A 22045-nucleotide genomic window follows, 5' to 3' on the forward strand; every position below is an offset into this window, starting at 1 on the left:
GCGCGGCCGGACGCCTGCCCCTTCCCCGGCGGGCTGACCGCACACGCCTCCTCAGTCAGCCGTCCGGGGCTCAGTCAGCGATCCGTGCCTGAGTCATCCGGTCGATCGGTCGCAGCGGATCGAAGAGCACCCCGAGCCACACTCGCACGAGGCCGGCATGCACCGCGAGGCAGACGGTGATCACCACCGCGGTGAGGACGATCGGCCAGACGGCCTCGACCGCCGGCGTCACGACCCATCCGGATCCGCGCAGCGCACCGTCGATCAGGGCGAGCGGAATCATGTGGATCACGTAGATCGGCAGCGTGCGCTGTCCCACCCACCGCAGCGGCCGCGCGATGACGCTCGCATGTCGGTCGATCGTCGCGCACGCCATGACCCCGAATGCCACCGCGACGACCGCGAGAAGCGGCCATACTCCCGGCCATCGACGCATGCCGAGCACTCCGACCGCACCGACGGCCGCGACATATGCCCCTCCGAGCATGAGCATCCGCAGCGGCGTCGCACCCGCGGCGAATCGCTCGATCACGCTCCGCAGCCGCAGCCCCGCGAGGAAGAAGAACAGGTTCTGCACGAGCTGCCACAGGTTGCCCAGGTCGGGGATCACCCCCGCCGCCGCGACCGCAGCGATCACGAACGCGACCGGCAGCACCACGGCGGGCGGCACGTGCCTCACGAGGCGCGCGACGAGCAGGTACACCGCCAGGGCGAGCAGATACCAGAGGTTGGTCGGGCTGATCGTGAGCTGCGCGAGCAGCTGCCATCCGTTCTCCGCCCTGGCCGTGTCGAAGTCAGGAGTGAGGGCGAGCACGAACGTCTGGATCACGACCCAGATGACATAGACCGCCGCGAGGCGGCCGGCGCGACGTCGCCAGGGGGTGCCCGCGGGCGCGTTCACGGCGCGCGCTGCGAACATCCCCGAGATCAGGAAGAACAGCGGCATCCGCAGCGGCAGCAGCTGCGCATTGAGCGTCGCCCAGGCATCGGTGACGGGCCCGGCACCTGCGACCGCGATCGCGTGCTTGGTGACGACGTGCCAGAGCACCACGAGGATGATGCACACGCCCTTCGCGACATCGGGCCAGCCGACGCGCGCGGTCACCGCCCCGGCACCTCGGCGGCGCGCACGAGGCGCGACACCAGCTCGACGTACGACACGTCGGCCGCCGCGAACATCCGCGGCACCTGGGATGCCGCAGTCAACCCCGGCATCGTGTTGACCTCGTTCAGCACCGGCCCCTCGGCGGTGAGGAAGAAGTCCATGCGGGCGACCCCGGCGCACCCGAGGGCGTCGAACATGGTCAGCGCGGCGCGCGTGAGCGAGATCGCCTCAGCCCCCGAGAGCTGCGCCGGCACCGTGAACCGCGCACTGCCGTCGTACTTCGTGGCGGTGTCGAACAGCCCGGCCGCGTGGATCTCGAGCGACGGCGCCGCCCAGCGCACCCCTCCGGCCTCCTTGATCACGGCGACGTCGATCTCCCTCCCGCGCACGACCTCCTCGACGAGGATGCGTCGATCGAACCGCGCCGCCTCCCGCAGCGCCGCACCGAGTTCGGCCTCCTCACGCACGAGCGAGACCCCGTAGCTCGACCCGGCCGACACGGGCTTCACGACCACAGGGCCATCGAACTCGGAGTCTCCGCAGTCGGCTGCATCGATCAGTCGGCCGCTCGCGGTGCGCAGCCCCGCCGCGTCGGCGACGAGCTTCGTCGCCCACTTGTCCATGCCGATCGCCCCGGCGCGCGGCCCAGACCCGACCACCCGCACGCCCGCGAGAGCGCACAGGGAAGCGAGCGCTCCGTCTTCACCCAGCGCTCCATGCACCGCAGGGAATATGACATCAACTGCGGATATGAGCGGCATCGCGAGAACGAGAGACTCGGCGGCGGTGGCACCCTCCGAGACGCCCGCCACCTCCCAGACACCCTCTCGTGAGATGGTGACCGTGCTGACGTCGTATCCGCCGACACGCAGCGCGTCGGCGACCGCGGCCGCCGACGCGAGCGAGACCTCGTGCTCGGCGTTCTGCCCTCCTCCGATGACCAGCACTCTCACGCGATCGCCCTCTCGACCCGGCGACCGATTCCCGTGACGATCGTGTGCGGGATGCTCCCCGCCCACCGGGCCCACTCCTGCACGGTCGGCACCGCCCCGCCCTCCGGGCCGAACACCACGGCTGTGGTGCCTCTGGGCAGGGTCAGATCACCCGTGTCGACGACGATCTGATCCATCGACACCCGCCCGACGATCGGGCATCGGATGCCGTCGATCGCGACCGCTGCCCCCACGGCGAGCTCCCGCGGGATGCCGTCGGCGTAACCGACGCCGATCACGCTCAACCGGGTCGCGCGCTCGGTCACATATGCGCCGCCGTAGCCGACCGGGGTCCCCGCCGGCACGACGCTGCTGTGCACGACGGATGCCGTCAGCCGCGCCGCACCCTGCAGCGCCACGCTCTCCGACGGGTCTATGCCGACGAGCCCGGCGCCGACGCGAACCATGTCGAAGTGCGTCGCCGGATCCGTCAGCGTGCCGGACGTCGCCGCGAGGTGCACGATCAGCGGACCGAAGCCGGCGCGCAGCACGGCATCCCTCGCCTGCCTCATCCGCAGCACCGCCGGCGCGTTGATCGCGGGGTCAGCGGCGTCGGCGTCTGGAAGATGCCCCATCACCCCCACCACCTCGACGCGACCGCGTCCGGAGCGCGCCACCCGCAGCAGCTCGGCCCAGTCCTCGAGCGGCACCCCACCCCGCGACATCCCCGTGTCCATGTGCAGATGCACGCGCACGCGTCCGTCAGGCAGCGACGACGCATCGGTGATCAACTGGCGCAGCTCGTCGACAGAGCCGACCGCGATGTCGACGCGATCCGCGACGACCTGAGTGACATCGACCCCCGCCGGATTCAGCCACGCGAGGATCGGCACCTCGATGCCCGCATCACGCAGCTCGGCGGCATCCCCTGCGTCGGTCACGCCCAGCCATTCGGCTCCGGCGTCGATCGCGGCGAGAGCGACGGCGACGGCGCCGAGACCGTAGCCATCGGCCTTCACCACCGCCATGATGCGGGACTCGGTGGCCGTCCGCATCCGCTCGACGTTCGCCGCGACCGCGTCACGAAGGGTGTGCAGGGTCGGTGCGTGCATGCGCGAGAGCGCGAGGTGCGGGGTCGTGAGAGCGGTGGTCATCGCTGGGTCCTCGGGTCGGCAGTCGGGTCGTCGTACATCAGTGGGCAGCCGTTCGCCACGGCTGCCGGACGCAGCTCGAAGTGCCACCGCTCGTTCGCATAGATCTGGCACAGACCGAACTCATCACCGTGCTGCGCCAGCCAGTCCTGCGCGGTGAGCGGACCGAGGTCGATCGCATCCCCCGACACGTGCTCCGAGTTCTCGGGCGTCGCGACCCAGCGCGCGGCCTCTTCCTCTGATCCGTATTCGGCGACCGCATCCTGCCGCAGCACCTGCTGGTACTCGGCCGACCTCCATCCGCTGTTCACGTGCATGCGCACGCCGTCCTGCTCCGCCGCCGTGGCCGCAGCGCGCACCGCGGCCAGCAGATCGGAGTCGAGGTTCGTCACGGCGGGAGTCTCGTCGAACACCGACACGGCGCCCTCGTCGCGGATCACCCCGTGGGCCTCGGAGAGAGAGGCAGGAGAGACGGTCGGTGGGACGGATGCCGACGCCAGAGACTGCTGGCCGATCAGCACGGCCGAGCCCGTGATGGCCGCGGCGAGCAGAGCGACACCGATGATCGCGGCGAGGCGTCGCTGTCTGAGGGAAGAGCGTGTGTTCATGTGCTCAGTCAAGAAGGGGGTCTGTTGCGACGGCGTATGCGCTTTTGCATATGCTCCCGATATGTGGGGGTGCGTAAGCTCTGAGCACATGGGAGCTGTGTCGTGAGGGTGCTGATCGTCGAAGACGAGCCCTACCTCGCAGAGGCCGTGCGCGACGGACTGCGGCTCGAGGCGATCGCCGCCGACATCGCCGGCGACGGAGACACCGCACTCGAGCTGCTCAGCATCAACTCCTACGACCTCGCCGTGCTCGACCGCGACATCCCCGGCCCCTCGGGCGATGACGTCGCCCGCTCGATCGTGGCGTCGGGCAGCGGCATCCCGATCCTCATGCTCACCGCGGCCGACCGCCTCGACGACAAGGAGACAGGTTTCGAGATCGGCGCCGACGACTACCTGACCAAGCCGTTCGAGCTGCGCGAGCTCGTGCTGCGCCTGCGTGCCCTCGATCGCCGACGGCAGCGCGTGCGGCCACCCGTGCTCGAGGTGGCGGGGTTGCGACTCGACCCGTTCCGCCGCGAGGTCTTCCGTGACGGCAGGTACGTCGCGCTCACGCGCAAGCAGTTCGCCGTGCTCGAGGTGCTGATCGACGCGGGCGGCGGGGTCGTCAGCGCCGAGCAGCTGCTCGAGCGTGCGTGGGATGAGAATGCCGACCCGTTCACGAACGCCGTGCGCATCACGGTCTCGTCGCTGCGCAAGAGACTGGGTGAGCCCTGGCTGATCCTCACGGTGCCGGGCGTCGGCTATCGCATCGGGACGGATGCCGATGGCTGACCAGGTCCGCACACCGAGGCGCCGCGGCATGAGCGCGCGATGGAAGCTCACCCTGAGCTACGCGGGCGTCGTCGTCGTGTCGGGTATCGGGCTGCTCGCGGCGGTCGCCTTCTACCTGCTGCGGTACGTGCCCGACGTGAACATTCCCAACGATCTCGACCTGTTCGTGCCGAATCGCTCCGACCTGATCCGCGCCTTCATCCCTGCGGCCGTCGCGATGATGCTCGTGCTGCTCGCTATCGGGCTGGGCGGCGGCTGGATCATCGCCGGTCGGATGCTGGCTCCCCTCGACCGCATCGGGCGCGCTGCCCGGCTCGCGGCTCAGGGGTCGCTGTCGCATCGGGTGGCCCTCGAAGGGCCGCGCGACGAGTTCCGCGACCTGGCCGACGTCTTCGACTCGATGCTCGAGCAGCTCGAGGCGCACGTCGCCGAGCAGCAGCGGTTCGCCGCCAACGCCTCGCACGAGCTGCGCACCCCGCTCGCGATCTCACAGACCATGCTCGAAGTCGCCCGAAACGACCCCGGCCGCGACGTCGACGCGCTGATCGACCGGCTGCACGAGGTCAACACACGGGCGATCGAGTTGACCGAAGCGCTGCTGATGCTCAGTCGCGCCGAACGCCGCTCATTCACACGCGAGCCGATCGACCTCTCACTGCTGGCCGAGGAATCCGCCGAGACGCTGCTTCCGCTCGCCGAACGCCGCGGCGTGACGATCGACGTCGGCGGCGACACCGCGAACGTGCTCGGTTCTCCGGCCCTGCTCCAGCAGCTGATCACCAACCTCGTGCACAACGCGATCGTGCACAATCGCCCCGTCGACGGCACCGTCGTCGTCCGGACACACACCCTGCCGCATGCCGTCGCGCTCGTCGTCGAGAACACCGGCGACGTGCTGCCTGCCCATCTCGTGGCGACGCTCGCCGAGCCCTTCCAACGCGGTGCCGACCGCACCCGCAGCGACGATCATGGGGGCGTCGGCCTGGGCCTCGCGATCGTGCAGCGCATCGCTCAGGCGCACGAGGGGTCGCTCGTGCTCACCGCTCGCCAGGGTGGCGGGTTGAACGTGACGGTGTGGCTGCCGCATCCGTTCCCCGGGCCCCTCGCCTGACGGTGTCCGTCTGAAACCGGGCATCTGAAGCCGGGGCGCCGCCGGTTCGGGGCTGAAGCCGCATGCCGGACGTCCAGGACTGATGCCGACGGTCGGCGGTCCAGGCTCGATGCCGTCTGCAGGACCGAAGCACGGATGCAGGACCGGAAACGTCGTTCAGCCCCGCATCCGTGCTGTGATCCTGCAGACGGGCCGCCGCTGGGGCGGGGCCGCCCCGATGGGACGGGCCCCTCCGGATGCCGGGTCAGGCGACCTCGCCCCGGAGTGCAGCGAGCTCGCGGCCGTAGATGCGCGCCGACTGCTCGGCGTTCTCCTTGAGCTCGCGGGCGGTGTCGGCGAAGGCGTCGAGTGCCGGGTTCACACCCACGAGCGTGAAGGGCCGCTCGACGACGCGCAGGTCGAGGCCCCAGACGTCCTCGAGCACGCGGCGCAGCCATCCGGTGGAGTGGTCCCAGCCCTCCTTGGGGGTTCCCGGTGCGTAGTTGCCGCCGAGCACGGTGACGAGGGTCGCGGGCTTGCCGCGGAGCGCAGTGCCCTGGGGGTCGATGCGCGGATCGGTGTAGGCCAGATCGAACCAGGTCTTGAAGTGCTGCGAGACGCCGTAGTTGTAGAGCGGCACGGCGAACAGCAGCGCGTCGGCGGCGATCAGCTCGTCGGCGAAGGTCGTGGCGAGGGCGCGGGCCGCACGCTGGGCATCGGTGCGCGGCCCCTCCTCGACGAAGCCGCCGGTCACGGCATCCGCCCATGCCGTCGCGGGCACGGGGTCGGCGGCGAGGTCGCGACGGGTCACGGTGGAGTCGGGGTGGGATGCCGTCCACTCTGCTTCGAAGAGGTCGGCGAGCGAACGGCTGGCGGACGACGCAGGAAGGATGCTGGCGTCGAGGCGGAACAGGGACATGGAGGGTGCCTTTCGTTTGCGTAGTCGCTCTGTTTTTCTTAGCGACTCGCGTTAACGTAGCACAGGTATGATGGGGTCATGGCCGAGATCGACGAAGAGCGTCACGTGTGCGACGCCGCCGTCACACTGGCCTTCAGCGTGCTCGGCAAGCGCTGGAACGGCATGATCGTCTCGTCGCTCGGCGGGGGCTCTTCGACCTTCGTCTCATTGCGCCGCGCAGTCTCGGGCATCAGTGACACCGTGCTCTCCGACCGTCTCGCCGAACTCGCCGAGGCAGGACTCGTCGCCCGCGCGGTCGACGCGGGCCCGCCGGTCACGGTCTCGTACTCGCTGACCGACAGCGGCCGAGGGCTGCTGCCCATCCTCGACCAGCTCGGCACCTGGGCCTCCGCGAACCTCGAGCTCCGCGCTCGATGACGCCGGCCGAGTGGTCGCCTCCCGCACCCCACCTGGCTGACCGATTCCCGACGGGCTGACGGGGGCGATCCGCTCACGCAGCCATCCGGGCACTCATCAGCCAGATGACCGGTGGGGCGGCCGCCCGAGTCACCAGGGGCTGGGCTCGTAGTCCTTCAGGAAGACGCCGTGGATGTCTTCGCCGGCCTCGCCGCGCACGATCGGGTCGTACACTCGGGCGGCTCCGTCGACGAGGTCGAGCGGGGCGTGGAAGCCCTCCTCGGCCAGACGCACCTTCGTGTAGTGCGGGCGCTCGTCGGTGATCCAGCCGGTGTCGACGGCGGTCATCAGGATGCCGTCGGTCTCGAGCATCTCGCCGGCGCTCGTGCGCGTGAGCATGTTGAGAGCGGCCTTCGCCATGTTGGTGTGCGGGTGGCCCGGGCCCTTGTAGCGGCGCGAGAACTGCCCCTCCATGGCCGAGACGTTGACCACGTACTTGCGGTTCGACGACGATGCGGCCATCGAGGCACGCAGGCGGCTGATCAGCAGGAACGGCGCGGTCGTGTTGGCGAGCTGCACCTCGAGCATCTCGAGCGGATCGACCTGGTCGATCGACTGCACCCAGCTGTTCGAGGTGTTCACGTCCGGCACGAGACCGCCCGCGTCGATCGCGGTGCCGTCTGCGTGCTTCTCGAGCGACGACGACCCGGGGGCCATCGCGAGACGTGCGAGGTCTTCGGCCGTCAGCGCCTGGCCGCCCTGCGCGGCCACGGTTCCGCCGAGGGCCGCGACCGACAGCAGCGGGTGCGAGTCGACCGAGGCCTGCAGCGCCTGCGGGTGCGGGTCGACAGTGTGCCCGAACGTCTCCATCTCGGGCAGGGGTCCGTCGGGAAGCGGCTGCAGTTCGGCATCCGCCAGCAGTGAATACGAGCCCGGCGAGCGGCGCACGGTCTGCGCCGCGTTGTTGATCAGGATGTCGAGCGGACCCTGCGCGGCGACCGAGTCGGCGAGCCCGATCACCTGGGCGGGGTCGCGCAGGTCGATGCCGACCACGCGCAGGCGGTGCAGCCAGTCGCCCGAGTCGGGCAGCGCCGAGAAGCGGCGAACCGCATCGCGGGGGAAGCGCGTCGTGATCGTCGTGTGGGCGCCGTCGCGCAGCAGCCGCAGCGCGATGTGCATGCCGATCTTGGCGCGGCCTCCGGTGAGCAGCGCGCGCTTGCCGGTGAGGTCGGTGCGGGCGTTGCGCTTGCCGTGACTGAAGCGCGCGCAGTCGGGGCAGAGCTGGTGATAGAACGCGTCGACCACCGTGTACGGCTGCTTGCAGATGTAGCAGTTGCGGGGCTTGAGCAGCTCGCCCGCGATGGGGGCGTCGACGACGCTGGTCGCGAGGTCGTGGCCACGGGTCTCGTCGTCGATGCGGTCGGGGGCACCGGTGGCGGTGCGGGCGACGACGGCCCTGTCGGCGTCGGCGATGGCATCGCGGATCTCTTTGCGACGCACGCGCTTGACGGCCTTGAACATCGCGGCGGTCGCGTGGCGCACGGCGACGAAGTCGGGGTGCTCGTTGTCGATCTGGTGCAGTTCGGACAGAACCCGCAGCGTGGTGGCCAGATCTTCGGGGTCGATGCCGGGTCCGAGGTCGGGTGCAGCGTCGGAGGGGGCATCGGTCATTGTGCCGATTTTACGCGAGATCGCGCGGTGCTTTCCTGGGAAGGCTGGACCGCGGACCGCCGGTCGGCGTTCACAACTCAGCAGGAATCGGCGTCGTCGACGAGAGGCGGGCCGAAACAGCGGGAAAAACGGCTTCCCGAGTCGCTGTCTGTGCTGAATTGTGTACGCCTCACTGCTGAGGGGCGGGACCGCGCACGGCCCCGCCCCTCAGCATCCGATGGCTCCGGTGGCTCTGACCGGGTCAGTGTCCGGCGGCGCCGACCACCACGAACTCGCCGGGCACGACGTCGAGCGTCGCCTCGGCCGAGATCTCGCCGGTGTGCAGGTCGACGGCCAGGATGCGGTTCTCCGCGGGCTCCGTCACGTACGCGATGTCTCCGACGACGCGCAGGCCCGGGTGCGGCTGCTGCCACTCTTCGGGGCTCTCCCACGGCTCGATGACATCCCACGAATCGACGACAGCGCCGGCCTCGTCGAGCACGTTGAGCGTGCCGTCGGATGCCAGCACGATGATGTTGTCGTGGCCGTCACGGCCGACCCCGCGCCAGGTGTACTCCACACCCTCGGGCAGGGCGACGACGGACAGGGTCTGCGCATCGGTGTCCACGAGCGCGAGCTGCGAGAGCAGGTAGCCCTCCTGATCGGGGTCCGACTTGTTGTCGAGCGCTGCGATCGCGCTGGTGTCAGTCACGTACGCATTTCCCGAGCGACCGAACGCGTCGGGCGCGTCGAGCTTCGTGAAGGCGCCGTCTGCGAACACGAGCACGCCGTCTTCGCAGCCGAACACGATGGTCTCACCCTTCAGGGCGCCTTCGCCGTGCACCCCGGGGCACTGCTCGTCGCGGGCGAGCTCCGAGCCGTCGTCGGCGAGCAGACGCACGCCGCTGCGCGACTCCGACGTGCCGATGGTCGACAACAGCGTGCCGTCCGACAGCTCGATGGCGACGCCGTGGTGAGCCGCTTCCGACTCGACGGTCTGCGACTCCGGCAGGGTTCCGGTGCCGACGGCATCGGTGTCGAAGAGGGTCACGTCGCCGGTGCCGTCGTCGAACAGCGCGGTGCGCCCGGCATGCGGGGTGGCGTGGCCGGGGGTGACGGCGTCGAACACCTCGCCCGTGAACTCGACGGTGTCGGATGCGAGACCGGTGTCGAGCACGTGGAAGCCGTCGGCCGCGGTGACGAAGACGTGTCCGTCATGGTCGCCGGCGGGATTGACGCGCAGGAATCCGTCGAGCTCGGCGGAGTCGACGGTCTCGAGGGTCTCGCCGTCGAGCACGACGATGCCGCCGTCGTAGGCGACGGCGACCCTCGTGTCGCCCTCGTGCGCCGATGAGGATTCGGGTTCTCCGGACGCGGACGGCGCTGCGGTCGCGCATCCGGCGAGCGCGACCACGGCGAGCGCGGCGATCGCGCCGGCCGCGAGGTGGCTGCGGGCAGGTCGATGCATGGGGTTCTCCTTCTTCTGGGTGGGTGCGCAGGCTGCGCGTGACGATGGATGCCGTCGATGAGTTCGGGTGCGGCTCAGCCGACGAGCTGGATCTGATGGGGATCGAGGCCGTCGAGGGTGCGGGTCACGGCACCGTCGGCGTGGTCGATCTCGAACACGGCTCCGGTCGCCGGGTCGGAGACATAGGCATGGCGGGCGTCGACCAGGAGCTGCACCCGATCGCGCAGGGAGGGGTCGGAGGCGGATGCCGCGAGGAGCGGCTCTGTTCTGGCGAGCTGGGTGCCGTCCGGAGCGAGCACGCGCACGGTGCCGTCGGTCGCGATCACGACCGTGCGACTCTCGTCGTCGCCGATCGCCGCGGCACGGAGCAGCGGGGTGTCTGTGGCGAGCAGCATCCATTCTCGGGCTCTGACGTCGAGCAACCAGGCGCCCTGGTCGGCGGCGATGCCCGCGAGGTCGGGGCGGTCGGCGCGTCCGGCGAGGTCGGAGGCCGGCGCGGATCCCGCCGGATACGGGATGAGCTCAGCGGCGAGCGCTCCCCCGACCTGTCGGGTGACGAGCACCGCTCCGGTGTCGCAGGCGAAGACGGCGCCGACGCGGGTGAGGTCGGCATCGGTCGAGCTCGTGCAGGGCGCGCCGACGCCGGTCGCGGTGCCCTCGGCGTCGACGATGTGGATCATCTCGCCTGCGGCCGCGAGGAGGTGTCCCGCGAACGGGACGACGGGGCCGGTCGGATCGACGGGGAGAGTGACGCGTGGGGCGTCCTCGATGTCGGCGAGCTTCTCGTGATCGACGAGGGCGACCTCTCTGCCGAAGCGGACGGCGGTGGCGGTGTCGCCGACCCGGATGTCCGCGGGGCCGGTTCCGTCGATCGACCCGATGATGCCTGCATCGCCGAGGAAAGAGTGCGTGTGGTCGCCGTGCGGCACCGTCCACCGGCCCGAGTCGATGATGTCGACACGGGTGCCGTCTCCGTCGACATGGATCAGGTGGGCGAAACGGCCGACGCCGAGCACGGCATCCGCATCCGCATCCGCATCCGCATCCGCGAGCGTCGAGCGTTCTGCGGTCTCGAGGTCGAGCAGGGTGAGCTCGCCGTCCGCGTCGGCGATGACGAGTGCGAGCGCCGGCGATGCGACCTCGGCGGCTCCCCCGCCGTCGACCCCGTCGTTCGGCGCGACCGCCGCGCTCGAGGCGGGTGCAGGAGCATCGGATGCTGCGCACGAGGTCATGGTCAGACCGGCGGCGAGCAGCGAAGCGAGAACGAGTGTGCGGCCGGCGCGGGGAGAGGGGGTCACGAGACTCAACACTATTGAGAACGATTCTCAATCTCAAATCGAGGCGATGTGCGTGGGAGTTCGGGCAGGTCGGACGACACGGCGAAGTCCGCGTGCATGGGGGGAGTCCGTGGGCGTGTGCGCCGTCTGGATGCGGAGAACTGGGACTTCTGGGGCGCTTTTCACCGTGACGGGCGTACGCGCTTCGTCCACGTCCGACGCGCGCCGGCCCTTGCCGAAACGTCGGACCCCCGGCGTAGGGTCTGAACATGAGCAGCCACACCGAAACCCCAGGAGTCGTCCCGTCCTACCTGCTCGCGCGCCTCGCCGAGTCGGGCCGCTACCCTCGCGCCGCCGCCGCCGCGCGGCAGACGCTCACGGCGGGCAGACCGCCGTTCCGCGCACGGCTCGACCTCTCGATCGACGAGAACGGCGACCTCGTCGCCCAGCTTTCCGATGCCCCCAACCGCACGATCAGCGACGCGGGCAACACGCAGACCCTCCCCGGTGCGATCGTGCGCAGTGAAGACGACGAGCCGGTCGCCGACACGTCCGTCAACGAGGCGTTCGACGGCCTCGGGGCGACGTTCGAGATGCTGCTCTCCGCCTTCGGCCGCAACTCGCTCAACGACGCCGGCGCGCCGCTCGATGCGACCGTGCACTACGGCATCGACTACGACAACGCCTTCTGGGACGGCGAGCGCATGGTGTTCGGCGACGGCGAGGGCGAGGTCTTCGTCGGGTTCACCTCGTCGACCACCGTCATCGGTCACGAGCTGGCGCATGGCGTCGTGCAGTACACCGCCAACCTGGAGTACCAGGGGCAGCCTGGTGCGCTCAACGAGTCGATCGCCGACGTGTTCGGCGCTCTCACCGAGCAGCACCTCCTCGGGCAGAGTGCAGCGGATGCGACCTGGCTGATCGGTGCCGAGATCTTCACGGATGCCGTGCAGGGCAGCGCACTGCGCTCCATGATCGAGCCGGGCACCGCCTACGACGACGACGAGCTCGGCAAGGATCCGCAGCCGGCGCACATGAGCGGGTTCGTCCGCACGACCGAAGACAACGGCGGCGTGCACATCAACTCCGGCATCCCCAATCGCGCGTTCGCCCTCTTCGCGATCGACCTCGGCGGCAACGCGTGGGAGACCGCAGGAACCGTCTGGTATCGCGCGCTCACCGGCGGGTTGTCGAGCACCGCGAGCTTCACCGAGTTCGCCGACGCGACCGTCGCCGCAGCATCCGCCATCGACGACGCCACGGCCGCAGCCGCTCGACGTGCGTGGGCGACCGTGGGAGTCTATGAAGATGAGCGAGTCCCCCGCACCGACTGACCCGCAGGTCGTCATCGCGGTGGTGCGCACGGGCGGCATCGCCGGCATCCGTCGCAAATGGCAGGTCGAACCCGATCCCGCCGAGACGCACCACTGGATCGCGATGGTCGACAGCTGCCCGTGGGATGCCGACAGCGACACCGATTCGGGAGCAGACCGCTTCGTATGGCTGATCAGAGTGCGCACACCGTCAGAGGAGCGCGAGCGGGAGCTTCCCGATTCCGCACTGGACGGCCCGTGGCGAGAACTCGTCGACGCCGTCCGTGAGGCATCCGCCTGACGCGCCGCACCGAGCGAGGCGCCCGCGACGAACCACCATCGCTGAGGAATGACGACAAGAGGGGACATCATGCCGACGAGCGAAGAGGCCACGCGCCTGCTGCAGCTGTCACGCGACGCCTACGACCGCGGCGATGCGCTGCTGCACCTGCAGGCCGAGGTCAGCCGACTGACCGGCCAGCCCTCGTCGTGGGGTTCCGCAGAGAACGACTTCGTGAGCGACGACCACGTCGGCTACTTCCTCAGCGAAGTCGAGCGAATCGGGTGGCGTCTCGAGCACACCGGCTACACGTTCGTGGAATCCGGCGCGACGACCTCGGCGCGCATGCTGAGCACCGGCACCGGCGTCGTCAACCATGGCCATGTCGCGGGGTACTTCACGTTCCGTCGCGTCGGTTGACGGCATCCGTCTGCACCGACTGTCTGAAGCGACCGTCTGAACCGACCAATCCGGTGTGAATCCGGCCTCCCTGCCGCGGGGCAGGTCGAGAATGGGACCCATGGGACTTTTCCAGCAGCGCACCGACGAAGAAGAGAACCAGTGGACTCTGCCCTCCGAGCCGCTCGAACGCACGGAGTCTGAGGTGCTCGACGAGGTGCCGGCCGTCGACCCGCTGTCGATCGGCCTGGGACTCGGTCCCGGTGTGTCGGTCAGTTCGGTCGCGTTCCCCGTCGCGCCGCCCGCGCCCGAGTCGTCTTCGACCGAGAACGGCGAACCCGACCCCGAACCCGAGGACTGACGTCGGCCTCGCTGCGCCTCAGTCCGTGAGCTGCGGGGCCAGGTCGACCCGTGTTCGCGGAAGCGCATCGGGGTGCTCTCGCTGAAGCCAGCCGATGATCTTCTCCCGCACCTCGCAGCGCAGCGTCCACTGATCGCCCGAGTCCTTGGCCGACATCACCAGGCGCACGGTGACGAAACCACCCTGGGCATCCGTGACGGCCGCGTCCCACGACCGCCCGTCCCACGCCGGCGACGCTTCGACGACGCGCTGGAACTCCTGGCGCAGCTCGTCCATCGGCACCCGCCAGTCGAGATCCAGATAGACCGTGCCGAGGATCTTGTCGGACTTCCTGGTCCAGGTCTCGATCGGCGTGGTCGTGAAGTAACTGCACGGCACGACGAGTCGCCGCTCATCCCAGACGTAGATGACCACGTACGAGAGATTGATCTCACCGACCCGCCCCCACTCGCCCTGGATGACCACGACATCGCCGACCTTGATCGCATCGGTGAACGCGACCTGCACGCCTGCGATCAGGTTGCCGAGGATCGACTGCGCGGCAAGGCCCGCGATGATGCTGACGATTCCGGCGGAGGCGAGAAGGCTCGTGCCGACTGCACGCATCTCGGGGAACGTGAACAGCACGGTGCCCAATGCGAGCACGGCGATCGTGACCAGCACGAGGCGGTGGATGACGAGCAGCTGCGTGCGCCGACGGCGCGCCTCCGGACCGACGAGCACGGCCTCTTCACGGTCGATGAGCCTCTCGAAGCCGAACGAGACCGATGCGGCGAGAAGCCACGACCCGGTCAGGATGGTGGCGATCAAGAAGATCCTCGACACCGATGGCCACCAGGACTGCTCCGCGGGTTCGGTGACGGACGCGGCGATCCAGATCGCGACCACCGCCGCGGCCACGATCATCGCGTTGCGCACCCGACGGGCGAGATCACGCACCCACGGCACCCGCCGGCTGATCAGGTTGGCGACCAGAGCGAGCAGCGCGAGTGCGGCAGCGGCGACGACGATCGCGGTGCCGATCGCCACCGCGCTGCCGATCCAGGAATTCCAGGTGAAGTCGGAAGGCATCACTCCACACTATGCCGCGGCCGGGCAGCACGCGAAAGACGCCGGCCAGCGTGCGGTGTCGCCGCGCGCGGCTACGGTTGAGGGATGACGATCACCGCCGCCGCAGACGGCTCCGCCCTGGGCAACCCCGGCCCCAACGGCTGGGCCTGGTACATCGACGACGCCAACTGGGCCGCGGGCGGTTCGCCGCACGGCACGAACAACCAGGGCGAGCTGCGGGCCGTGCTCGAGCTGCTGCAGGCGACCGCAGGCATCTCCGAGAAGCTGATGATCGAGTGCGACAGTCGCTACGTGATCGACTCGGTGACCAAGTGGATGCCGGGCTGGAAGCGCAAGGGCTGGCGCAAGTCAGACGGCGGGCCGGTGCTCAACCGCGATCTGCTCGAAGGCATCGACGAGGCCATCCGCGGGCGCGACGTCGAATTCTCGTGGGTCAAGGGCCATGCCGGTCACCCGTTGAACGAGGCGGCGGACGAGCGCGCGAACGCCGCCGCCAAGGCCTATCAGGCGAAGCAGGAGCCGCGCCGCGGACCCGGCTTCACCATGGCGACGGATGCCGGGGCCGCCGTCGCGGCATCCGCACCGATCGCCGCGGCCGCTCCGGCATCCGCTTCCCCTCCTGTCTCGACTGCTGCCACCACGAGCGCGCAGACGGCGATCGCCGAGCCGCTGTGGGCCGAGGCATCCGATCTGCTCGACGGCCTCGATGCCCCCGTCGACGACCCGATCGTGGTGCAGTTGGCGCTTTCGTCCGATGAGCACGCCCGTCTGCGAGACAGCGCTGAGGCGCAGGGCATCTCGCTCGAAGAGGCGCTCCGCCGCCTGATCTGAGGCGCGCGGGGCTTCAGTCGCACAGCCCGCGTACACTCGCACCATGCCCAAGAAGAGTGTCGCGCGTACCGTCGGTCGGATCTTCCTCGGCTCCTTCCTCCTCTTCGCCGGCGTCTCGCATCTGACCTTCGCGCGAGACGAGTTCCAGGCGCAGGTGCCGGACTGGGTGCCGCTCGATCCGGACGTGACGGTGCTCGCCTCGGGCGTCGTCGAGGTCGGTCTGGGTGCGGCCCTGCTCGTCGCACGCAAGCGTCGGGGGCTGGTCGGCGTGATCACCGCGCTGTTCTTCGTCGCCGTCTTCCCCGGCAACATCGCGCAGTGGGTCGAGCACCGCGACGCCTTCGGCCTCGACACCGACATGAAGCGCTTCGTGCGGCTGTTCTTCCAGCCCGTGCTCATCGCACTCGCGATCTGGTCGACACGCACCCCGCGCCGCGCCGATCGCACGGCCGCACTCTGACCTCGTCGCCGCTGCTCGTTCACAATTCAGCATGAGAGCCGGCAAGCCAGCGGAAAGGAGGCGGTTCTCGCGAGAACCGCCTCCTTTCTGCTGAATTGTGAACGTCAGACCGCGAGCAGCTCCCGCTCGAGGCGTGCGTACGAGGTCTCCATGCCGTCGGCCATGCCGGTGGCGAGGATCATGTCGCGCGTCTCCTTGTCGGGGTACTCGATGTAGAGCGTGATCAGCGTCGCCCCGTCCTCTTCATAGAGGTTCAGGTCGTTCAGCGTCTCGACCGGCATCCCGACCATCCGCTCGGTCTGCACCGAACGGCGGGGCGCGTCGATGAGCAGCGCCTCGCCCTCGAATCCGAACGCCTGCCCCTCGGTGTCACCCACGGGCGCCCACGAGTTGCGGTAGGTCTGACCCACCTCGGTCGCGACGACGCACTCGGTCATCTCCCACCCGTCGGGGCCCAGCAGCCACTGCTTCATGAGTTCGGGATCGTTGTGCGCACGCCAGACCAGCTCGCGCGGCCCCTCGACGAGACGCGTGATGCGCACGTGGGTGTCGTCGAGCAGCTCGACCTGCGTGCCCTTGCCCTGCGCGTAGTCGCGGAGGTCCTGCAGCACCGCGTCGAGCTGGCTCATCGCGAGCTTCGTGCCCTCGACCGCGCCCATCGACACGACCTGCTCGAGCGCATCGGCCGAGCTGAAGTAGCTCGTGGTGACCATCCGCGTGCCGTCTGCCGTGGGCTCGAACGTGAACACCATGCGCATGGAAGGCAGGTCGGGGTCGGGCGTGCCCTCCTCATCGGCGAACGCGTCGAGCACCTCGAAGCCGTGCGGGGCATCGATGCGCAGGAACTCCCACGTGCCCGAGGCCTTCTCGCCGCGGGGGCCGTTCATCGTGTAGTTGGCCTTGCCGCCCACCGTGTGGTCCCACTTGGTGAACGTGGCCGGCCATCCGGGAGGGCCCCAGAAGCGCTCGAGCTGACGCGGGTCGCTGTAGGCGTCCCAGACCCGCTCGACAGGGGCGGCGAAATCTGCGAGAACCGTCATGGTCAGGTTCTCGGCATCAGTGGTGACATCGGTGACAGGCATTGTCAGTCTCCTTCTTCGGTTCGTGGTTCATCGGTGGTGTCGTCGTCGGACCGATCGGTCCCCGAGCGTGCCGGCGTCTCGGCCAGCAGCTCGTCGAGTCGGGCGATGCGCGACCGCCACAGCTCTTCGTATCGGGCGAGCAGCGCCCTGGCGCGGGCGATCATCTCGGGGTTCGCGCGGACGAGCCGCTCGCGTCCCTCGGCGCGCTTGACGATGAGATTCGCCGCTTCGAGCACGGCCACGTGCTTCTGCACCGCGGCGAACGACATCTCGTATTCGGAGGCGAGGGTCGAGACGGACTGCTCCCGCTCGATCGTCCGGCGCAGGATGTCTCGCCGGGTCGACGTCGCCAGTGCGTGGAACACACGGTCGACCTCCGCTTCGCTCAGTTCTCTTTGTGCAACCATTTGGTTGTACGTTAGACCCGGGCGGACCGGATGTCAACAGGTTCGATGTGATTTCCGCCTTTGGATCGGACTAACGGCTTTACACCGGACTACCCGCGGCGAGATCGGACTAAGTCCGATCTAAAGCAGAGTGCTGGGGGCCGCCTCCCTTCGGAGTGGCAATGAAGCCAGCTGCGGTCGCGAGGAAAGTCAGATCGTCAGGCCGACTCATGCAGGACGACGGTCAAAACGCGCGCACATCCAGACCCCGAATACGGATGGTTGGCGGTCGGCAGAACCTGCGCCGAAACCCATACACCACCCGTTTCGGCGCCCTAACGTTTCGGCAGGGGGTTACGGCGGGGCGACGCTCGGCGTGTCGCACTTCCCCAGCACCACCACGGGTGCCCGGCCGCAAACGATCGTTTTCGGTGGTAGCCCGGGCACGACATCAACAGCGAAGTCGAGGATGATTGAGTCGTGGAGATTGAGCTGCTTTATATCGCCGGTTGCCCCAGCTGGGTTGAGGCTGGCCTTCGTGTTTCTGAGGCGCTACGAGAAACAGGCCACGACGAATCGGAGGTTCACTACCGACTCATCCGGACGGAGGAGGACGCGGGCGCAGTCTCGTTCGCGGGCTCCCCCACGATCACCCTGGATGGCAACGATCTCTTTCCGGGGTCGGGGCGAAGCAATGACCTCGCCTGCCGTATTTACAGCACCCCTGCTGGGCTGGCCGGGATGCCAACGGTTGAACAGATTCGAGAGGCGCTCTCCGCTCATGGCGACTGACGAGGACGTTGCGTGCACGTGCTGCGGGCGACATCTGCCACGCAAGAAGCTGCACGCACTCGGAGACGATCGCGCTTTCATCTGTCGACGATGCGGCTGGTGGGTGGCTCTGCGCCTACATCGCGACCGCCCGCCTGCCTAAGCGTGAACTCACTCAACGGCTGCCCACGGCGATCGCGCCGATGTAGAGGGCGAGTTGATGGGTGTCCCACCACCGCACAACGGATCTCACTCGGTGCTCTCATCCCCGGCGCGGATCATGAAAACTGCTCCGGTGATCGCTGCGGCGAAGATTACGATGTCGGCGATGTTGCCGATGAACCAGTTTCCGTAGGCGAGGAAGTCCACGACGTGACCACGGGCGAATCCGGGGTCCCGGAAAAGGCGGTCGCCTGCGTGTGAGGCGGAAGCGCCGCCGAGCGCGCCGATGACGATCGCCCATCTCACGCGTTGCACTCGGAACGCGAACACGATCGCTGTGACCGTGGCGGCGACAGCGAGCAGCGCGAACACCCAGGTGAAGCCTTCCCCGAAGGAGAATGCCGCTCCGGGGTTATAGGCGAGCTGCAAACCCAGCAGGTCACCGATCAGCGGGATGCGCTCACGGTCGGTGAGGGTCGCTTCGGCCCACACCTTGGTTCCCTGATCGATCAGCACGACGACCACGGCGATCAAGAGCGCTCCACCAGTGAGCTGCCGCCGCCGGGTCGACGACAGCTTGCGCGCAGCGGGCGGATGAGCCTCTGACTGGGAGGAGGTCATGCGAGCACCTCGATCAGACGGACGATGACCCCAGATTCGATCAGGATGAACAGGCCCAGGCCGATGAACACGGCCGGTACGAGCCAGTGCTCGACGCGCTCCAGCCCCTCGGTAACAGCCTTGTTGGTGCCGATCAGCCGGCCGGCCGCGCACCAGACCGCGACGAGGATGAGGAACACGACGATCATGATCGCGACGTCGACTGGGGTGCTGGTGCGGAAGATTGGCGTGTAGAGGGAGATATTGTCGGCCCCGTTGGCGATCGTGATCCCTGCGACGCCCCATAGTCCGACCGCGGTGATCTTGGAGTCGTCGTCGTCATTGTCGCCGTTGCGGCGCAAGCCGCGAATGAGCGTCCACACGCCGATGCCGAGCGGGATCAGACCCAGGAACCCGACCCATTCGTCCGGAACGATCGTGAGCCCGAGCGCGGCTATCACACTGATCACGACCAGGGTGATGAACCCGAGATACTGGCCTGCGATGATCTGCCACGGGCGGGGTTTCCCTCGACTGGAGGCGAGGAACAGCACGGTGAGCACGACGATGTCGTCGATGTTCGTCGCCGCAAAAAGGCCGATCGCTGAACCGATGGTGGCGAGCATCAGCTTTCCAGTCGTGGCGTGCGGGCGGCACGCAGGCCGTTGAGGATCACGATGACCTCCGCGACCTCGTGGACCAGGACGACAGCCGCGAGCCCCAGGACGCCGAAGAGCGCGAGCGGGAGCAGGGCGGTGATGATCAGCAGCGACAGGATGATGTTCTGGTTGATGATCCGTCGACCGCGCCGGGCGTGATCGAACGCCCGCGGGATGAGGCGCAGATCATGGCCGGTGAAGGCCACGTCGGCGGATTCGATCGCTGCGTCGGAGCCTGTCGCGCCCATCGCGATGCCGACGTCTGCGCTAGCGAGGGCCGGGGCATCGTTGATGCCGTCGCCGATCATCGCGACCGGTCCTGCCTTCGACAGTTCTGCGATCGCGGTCGCCTTGTCCTCCGGGCGCAGCTCCGCTCGCACGGCGCTGATCCCGGCCTGCGCAGCCAGAGCACGAGCGGTCCGGGCGTTGTCGCCGGTGAGCATCGTCACGCCGACGCCCTGGCCGGTGAGTGTCCGGACTACGTCAGAGACTTCAGGGCGCAGCTCGTCACGGACGCCGATCGCGGCGACCGGTGACCCGTCGCGGTGCACGATGACGACGGTCATGCCCTGCTCTTCCAGCGTTGCGACCCGCTCGACGAGGTCGCCGGCGTCCAGCCAGCGGGGACTGCCGACGGTGATTCTCGATCCGTCGACGGTGCCGTCAATACCGTGGCCGGCCTGCTCGGTCACATCTGCAGCTGCCGGTGTCCCCGAGGCTGCGGCGGTGATTGCTGAGGCAAGAGGATGTGTGCTGTGCTGCTCCAGGGCAGCCGCCCACGCCAACGCCTGGACCTCGGTTACACCGTTCGTGGTGAGCACGGCGGTGACCACGGGCTCGTTGCGGGTGAGGGTTCCGGTCTTGTCGACGGCGACGTGCCGGACCGTCCCGAAGCGCTCGAAAACGGCGCCGGACTTGATGATCACACCGAACTTGCTCGCCGCACCGATCGCAGCGACGACCGTCAGCGGCACCGAGATCGCCAGCGCACACGGGGAGGCCGCGACGAGCACGACGAGCGCGCGGGTGATCCACACCTCGGGGTCGCCCAGCAGCGAACCGATGATCGCGACAAGCGCTGCGAGGATCAGCACGCCGGGCACCAGCGGGCGGGCGATCCTGTCCGCGAGACGAGCACGCTCGCCCTTCTCGGTCTGTGCTTTCTCTACCAGTTCGACGATCGTGGTGAGCGAGTTGTCGGTGCCCGCAGCCGTCGTTTCGACCTCCAGCGCGCCGGCGCTGTTGATCGCGCCGGCCGACACAACATCGCCAGGCTGGACCTCGACCGGGATCGACTCCCCAGTGATCGCCGAGGTGTCCAGGCTGGAGCGACCGGAGCGGACGATCCCATCCGTTGCGATCCGCTCGCCCGGGCGGACCACCATGACCTGACCGACCATAAGCTCTCTCGCTTGCACCTGCACAGCGTTGCCGCCCTGCAGCACGGTCGCTGTTTCCGGGACGAGCTTCAGGAGCGCCCGTAGCCCCCCGCGGGCCCGGTCCATCGCCTTGTCTTCGAGCGCCTCAGCGATCGAGTACAGGAACGCCAGAGCCGCGGCCTCCTCGACGTATCCGAGGACGACTGCACCGATGGCGCTGATGGTCATCAGCAGTCCGATGCCGAGCTTGCCCTTGAACAGCTTTCGTATCGCGCCAGGCGTGAACGTCGACGCACCCAGCAGCAGACCGGCCCAGAACAGCACGAGCGCCGGAATCTCGAGGCCGGACCACTCGAGGATCAGGCCGACGAGGAACGCAACGCCGGAAAGGACCGGCACCATGATCCCGCGGTCCCTCCACCACGGCCGCTCAGCCTCTTCGTGTTCCTCTCCCGCCGGGGCGGCGGACTCGTGCTCGCAGCCGCACGCCGCGCTCACGCGTCAGCCCCTGCTCCGCAGCAGCCCGGCACCGTGCAGGCCGAGTCCACACACGGCGCGTGCTCGTCCACAGCCAGCGTCACATCCACAAGCGCGAGGAGGGCCGCGGCGAGATGAGGGTCGGCGATCTCGTAGCGGGTTTGCCGGCCCTCAGGCTCGGCGACAACGATCCCGCAGTCACGCAGGCAGGTGAGATGGTTCGACACGTTGGAGCGCGTCAGCTCTAGCTCACGGGACAGGACTGCGGGGTAGCTCGGGCCACCGAGCAGAGTCATGAGAATCCGAGAACGCGTAGGATCAGCCATGGCGCGGCCGAGCCGGTTCATGACGTCGAGACGAGAAGCAATGGTCAGCATAAGCTGAACTATACAGTCTCCGCTGACCTATTTCCTATGCGGTCAAGCCAATGCCCTCAGGGCATGG

General features: G+C 68.7%; 25 protein-coding genes. 10 read left to right on the forward strand and 15 right to left on the reverse strand.

From position 1 onward, the window contains the following. Positions 1-70 precede the first annotated feature (70 nt). Genes OB895_RS10020 through OB895_RS10035 form a run of 4 tightly spaced genes read right to left on the reverse strand, consistent with a single transcriptional unit; the run spans position 71 to position 3796 of the window. Positions 71-1105 (reverse strand): acyltransferase family protein, encoded by a 1035-nt coding sequence (locus OB895_RS10020; protein ID WP_311877194.1) that lies wholly within the window; start codon positions 1103-1105, stop codon positions 71-73. After that, the gene (locus OB895_RS10025; RefSeq protein ID WP_311877196.1) at positions 1102-2058 is read right to left on the reverse strand and encodes a D-alanine--D-alanine ligase family protein; all 957 of its coding nucleotides are present in this window, start codon (positions 2056-2058) and stop codon (positions 1102-1104) included. Before OB895_RS10025 ends, OB895_RS10020 begins: the two co-directional genes overlap by 4 nt. Further along, positions 2055-3191, reverse strand: coding sequence for an alanine racemase (alr, locus tag OB895_RS10030; RefSeq protein WP_311877198.1), 1137 nt, complete (start codon positions 3189-3191; stop codon positions 2055-2057). The genes OB895_RS10025 and alr overlap by 4 nt, the downstream gene beginning before the upstream one ends. Beyond that, on the reverse strand, positions 3188-3796 hold the full coding sequence (locus OB895_RS10035; protein ID WP_311877200.1) for a M15 family metallopeptidase: 609 nt from the start codon (positions 3794-3796) through the stop codon (positions 3188-3190). Before OB895_RS10035 ends, alr begins: the two co-directional genes overlap by 4 nt. A gap of 102 nt (positions 3797-3898) precedes the next feature. Between OB895_RS10035 and OB895_RS10040 the strand changes: the two genes are divergently transcribed. After that, positions 3899-4570 (forward strand): response regulator transcription factor, encoded by a 672-nt coding sequence (locus OB895_RS10040; protein WP_042538211.1) that lies wholly within the window; start codon positions 3899-3901, stop codon positions 4568-4570. Between the two features lie 28 nt (positions 4571-4598). After that, entirely contained in the window at positions 4599-5681 is a 1083-nt protein-coding gene (locus OB895_RS10045; protein ID WP_309693194.1) for a sensor histidine kinase, read from the forward strand. A gap of 244 nt (positions 5682-5925) precedes the next feature. Here the strand turns inward: OB895_RS10045 and OB895_RS10050 are convergent, their stop codons facing one another. Continuing rightward, on the reverse strand, positions 5926-6579 hold the full coding sequence (locus OB895_RS10050; protein WP_311877207.1) for an FMN-dependent NADH-azoreductase: 654 nt from the start codon (positions 6577-6579) through the stop codon (positions 5926-5928). A gap of 78 nt (positions 6580-6657) precedes the next feature. Here OB895_RS10050 and OB895_RS10055 point away from each other — a divergent pair, with 78 nt between their 5' ends. Continuing rightward, on the forward strand, positions 6658-6996 hold the full coding sequence (locus tag OB895_RS10055) for a winged helix-turn-helix transcriptional regulator (RefSeq protein ID WP_042538215.1): 339 nt from the start codon (positions 6658-6660) through the stop codon (positions 6994-6996). A gap of 129 nt (positions 6997-7125) precedes the next feature. On the opposite strand, the gene OB895_RS10060 is transcribed toward OB895_RS10055, so the two are convergent. From OB895_RS10060 to OB895_RS10070, 3 genes are all read right to left on the reverse strand, one after another. After that, positions 7126-8646: an SDR family NAD(P)-dependent oxidoreductase gene (locus tag OB895_RS10060; protein ID WP_311877211.1), complete on the reverse strand. Its 1521-nt coding sequence runs from the start codon at positions 8644-8646 to the stop codon at positions 7126-7128. A 241-nt stretch (positions 8647-8887) separates the two neighbouring features. Further along, positions 8888-10093, reverse strand: a complete 1206-nt coding sequence (locus OB895_RS10065) for a hypothetical protein (RefSeq protein ID WP_311877214.1) — start codon at positions 10091-10093, stop codon at positions 8888-8890. Positions 10094-10167: 74 nt separating this feature from the next. Further along, positions 10168-11391 (reverse strand): hypothetical protein, encoded by a 1224-nt coding sequence (locus OB895_RS10070; protein ID WP_311877217.1) that lies wholly within the window; start codon positions 11389-11391, stop codon positions 10168-10170. A 248-nt stretch (positions 11392-11639) separates the two neighbouring features. Here OB895_RS10070 and OB895_RS10075 point away from each other — a divergent pair, with 248 nt between their 5' ends. From OB895_RS10075 to OB895_RS10090, 4 genes are all read left to right on the forward strand, one after another. Then, positions 11640-12704 (forward strand): M4 family metallopeptidase, encoded by a 1065-nt coding sequence (locus tag OB895_RS10075; RefSeq protein WP_311877219.1) that lies wholly within the window; start codon positions 11640-11642, stop codon positions 12702-12704. Then, positions 12679-12984 carry a protealysin inhibitor emfourin gene (locus OB895_RS10080; protein ID WP_042538225.1) on the forward strand — a complete coding sequence of 102 codons (306 nt, stop codon included), beginning with the start codon at positions 12679-12681 and terminating at the stop codon, positions 12982-12984. Before OB895_RS10075 ends, OB895_RS10080 begins: the two co-directional genes overlap by 26 nt. 69 nt (positions 12985-13053) lie before the next feature. Next, the gene (locus tag OB895_RS10085) at positions 13054-13383 is read left to right on the forward strand and encodes a hypothetical protein (RefSeq protein ID WP_042538227.1); all 330 of its coding nucleotides are present in this window, start codon (positions 13054-13056) and stop codon (positions 13381-13383) included. A 100-nt stretch (positions 13384-13483) separates the two neighbouring features. Then, a complete protein-coding gene (locus OB895_RS10090) occupies positions 13484-13723 on the forward strand; it encodes a hypothetical protein (protein ID WP_311877223.1) in 240 nt (79 codons plus the stop codon). A gap of 18 nt (positions 13724-13741) precedes the next feature. Here the strand turns inward: OB895_RS10090 and OB895_RS10095 are convergent, their stop codons facing one another. Next, on the reverse strand, positions 13742-14794 hold the full coding sequence (locus OB895_RS10095; RefSeq protein ID WP_311877226.1) for a mechanosensitive ion channel family protein: 1053 nt from the start codon (positions 14792-14794) through the stop codon (positions 13742-13744). A gap of 84 nt (positions 14795-14878) precedes the next feature. Here OB895_RS10095 and OB895_RS10100 point away from each other — a divergent pair, with 84 nt between their 5' ends. Next, positions 14879-15625 carry a ribonuclease H family protein gene (locus OB895_RS10100; protein WP_056375374.1) on the forward strand — a complete coding sequence of 249 codons (747 nt, stop codon included), beginning with the start codon at positions 14879-14881 and terminating at the stop codon, positions 15623-15625. Between the two features lie 43 nt (positions 15626-15668). Next, entirely contained in the window at positions 15669-16085 is a 417-nt protein-coding gene (locus OB895_RS10105; RefSeq protein WP_056375373.1) for a DoxX family protein, read from the forward strand. A gap of 104 nt (positions 16086-16189) precedes the next feature. Here OB895_RS10105 and OB895_RS10110 read toward each other — a convergent pair whose 3' ends face one another. Together OB895_RS10110 and OB895_RS10115 are read right to left on the reverse strand one after the other, a co-directional pair. After that, positions 16190-17167: an SRPBCC family protein gene (locus OB895_RS10110; protein WP_056375372.1), complete on the reverse strand. Its 978-nt coding sequence runs from the start codon at positions 17165-17167 to the stop codon at positions 16190-16192. 2 nt (positions 17168-17169) lie between these two features. Continuing rightward, a complete protein-coding gene (locus OB895_RS10115; protein ID WP_309693160.1) occupies positions 17170-17574 on the reverse strand; it encodes an ArsR/SmtB family transcription factor in 405 nt (134 codons plus the stop codon). A gap of 459 nt (positions 17575-18033) precedes the next feature. On the opposite strand from OB895_RS10115, the gene OB895_RS10120 reads away from it, so the two are divergent. Continuing rightward, positions 18034-18345: a hypothetical protein gene (locus OB895_RS10120; protein ID WP_017201913.1), complete on the forward strand. Its 312-nt coding sequence runs from the start codon at positions 18034-18036 to the stop codon at positions 18343-18345. A 228-nt stretch (positions 18346-18573) separates the two neighbouring features. Here OB895_RS10120 and OB895_RS10125 read toward each other — a convergent pair whose 3' ends face one another. The 4 genes from OB895_RS10125 to cmtR are packed head-to-tail and all read right to left on the reverse strand — an operon-like array spanning position 18574 to position 21978. Continuing rightward, entirely contained in the window at positions 18574-19107 is a 534-nt protein-coding gene (locus tag OB895_RS10125; protein ID WP_029264099.1) for a signal peptidase II, read from the reverse strand. Next, positions 19104-19712 (reverse strand): cadmium resistance transporter, encoded by a 609-nt coding sequence (locus OB895_RS10130; RefSeq protein ID WP_017201915.1) that lies wholly within the window; start codon positions 19710-19712, stop codon positions 19104-19106. Before OB895_RS10130 ends, OB895_RS10125 begins: the two co-directional genes overlap by 4 nt. Further along, the gene (locus OB895_RS10135; RefSeq protein ID WP_040568236.1) at positions 19712-21622 is read right to left on the reverse strand and encodes a heavy metal translocating P-type ATPase; all 1911 of its coding nucleotides are present in this window, start codon (positions 21620-21622) and stop codon (positions 19712-19714) included. The genes OB895_RS10130 and OB895_RS10135 overlap by 1 nt, the downstream gene beginning before the upstream one ends. Next, positions 21619-21978, reverse strand: coding sequence for a Cd(II)/Pb(II)-sensing metalloregulatory transcriptional regulator CmtR (gene cmtR / locus OB895_RS10140; protein WP_017201917.1), 360 nt, complete (start codon positions 21976-21978; stop codon positions 21619-21621). The genes OB895_RS10135 and cmtR overlap by 4 nt, the downstream gene beginning before the upstream one ends. Between the last annotated feature and the right edge of the window lie 67 nt (positions 21979-22045).

Origin of the sequence: Microbacterium forte, assembly GCF_031885415.1 — a bacterium.
Classification (GTDB): Bacteria; Actinomycetota; Actinomycetes; order Actinomycetales; family Microbacteriaceae; genus Microbacterium; species Microbacterium forte.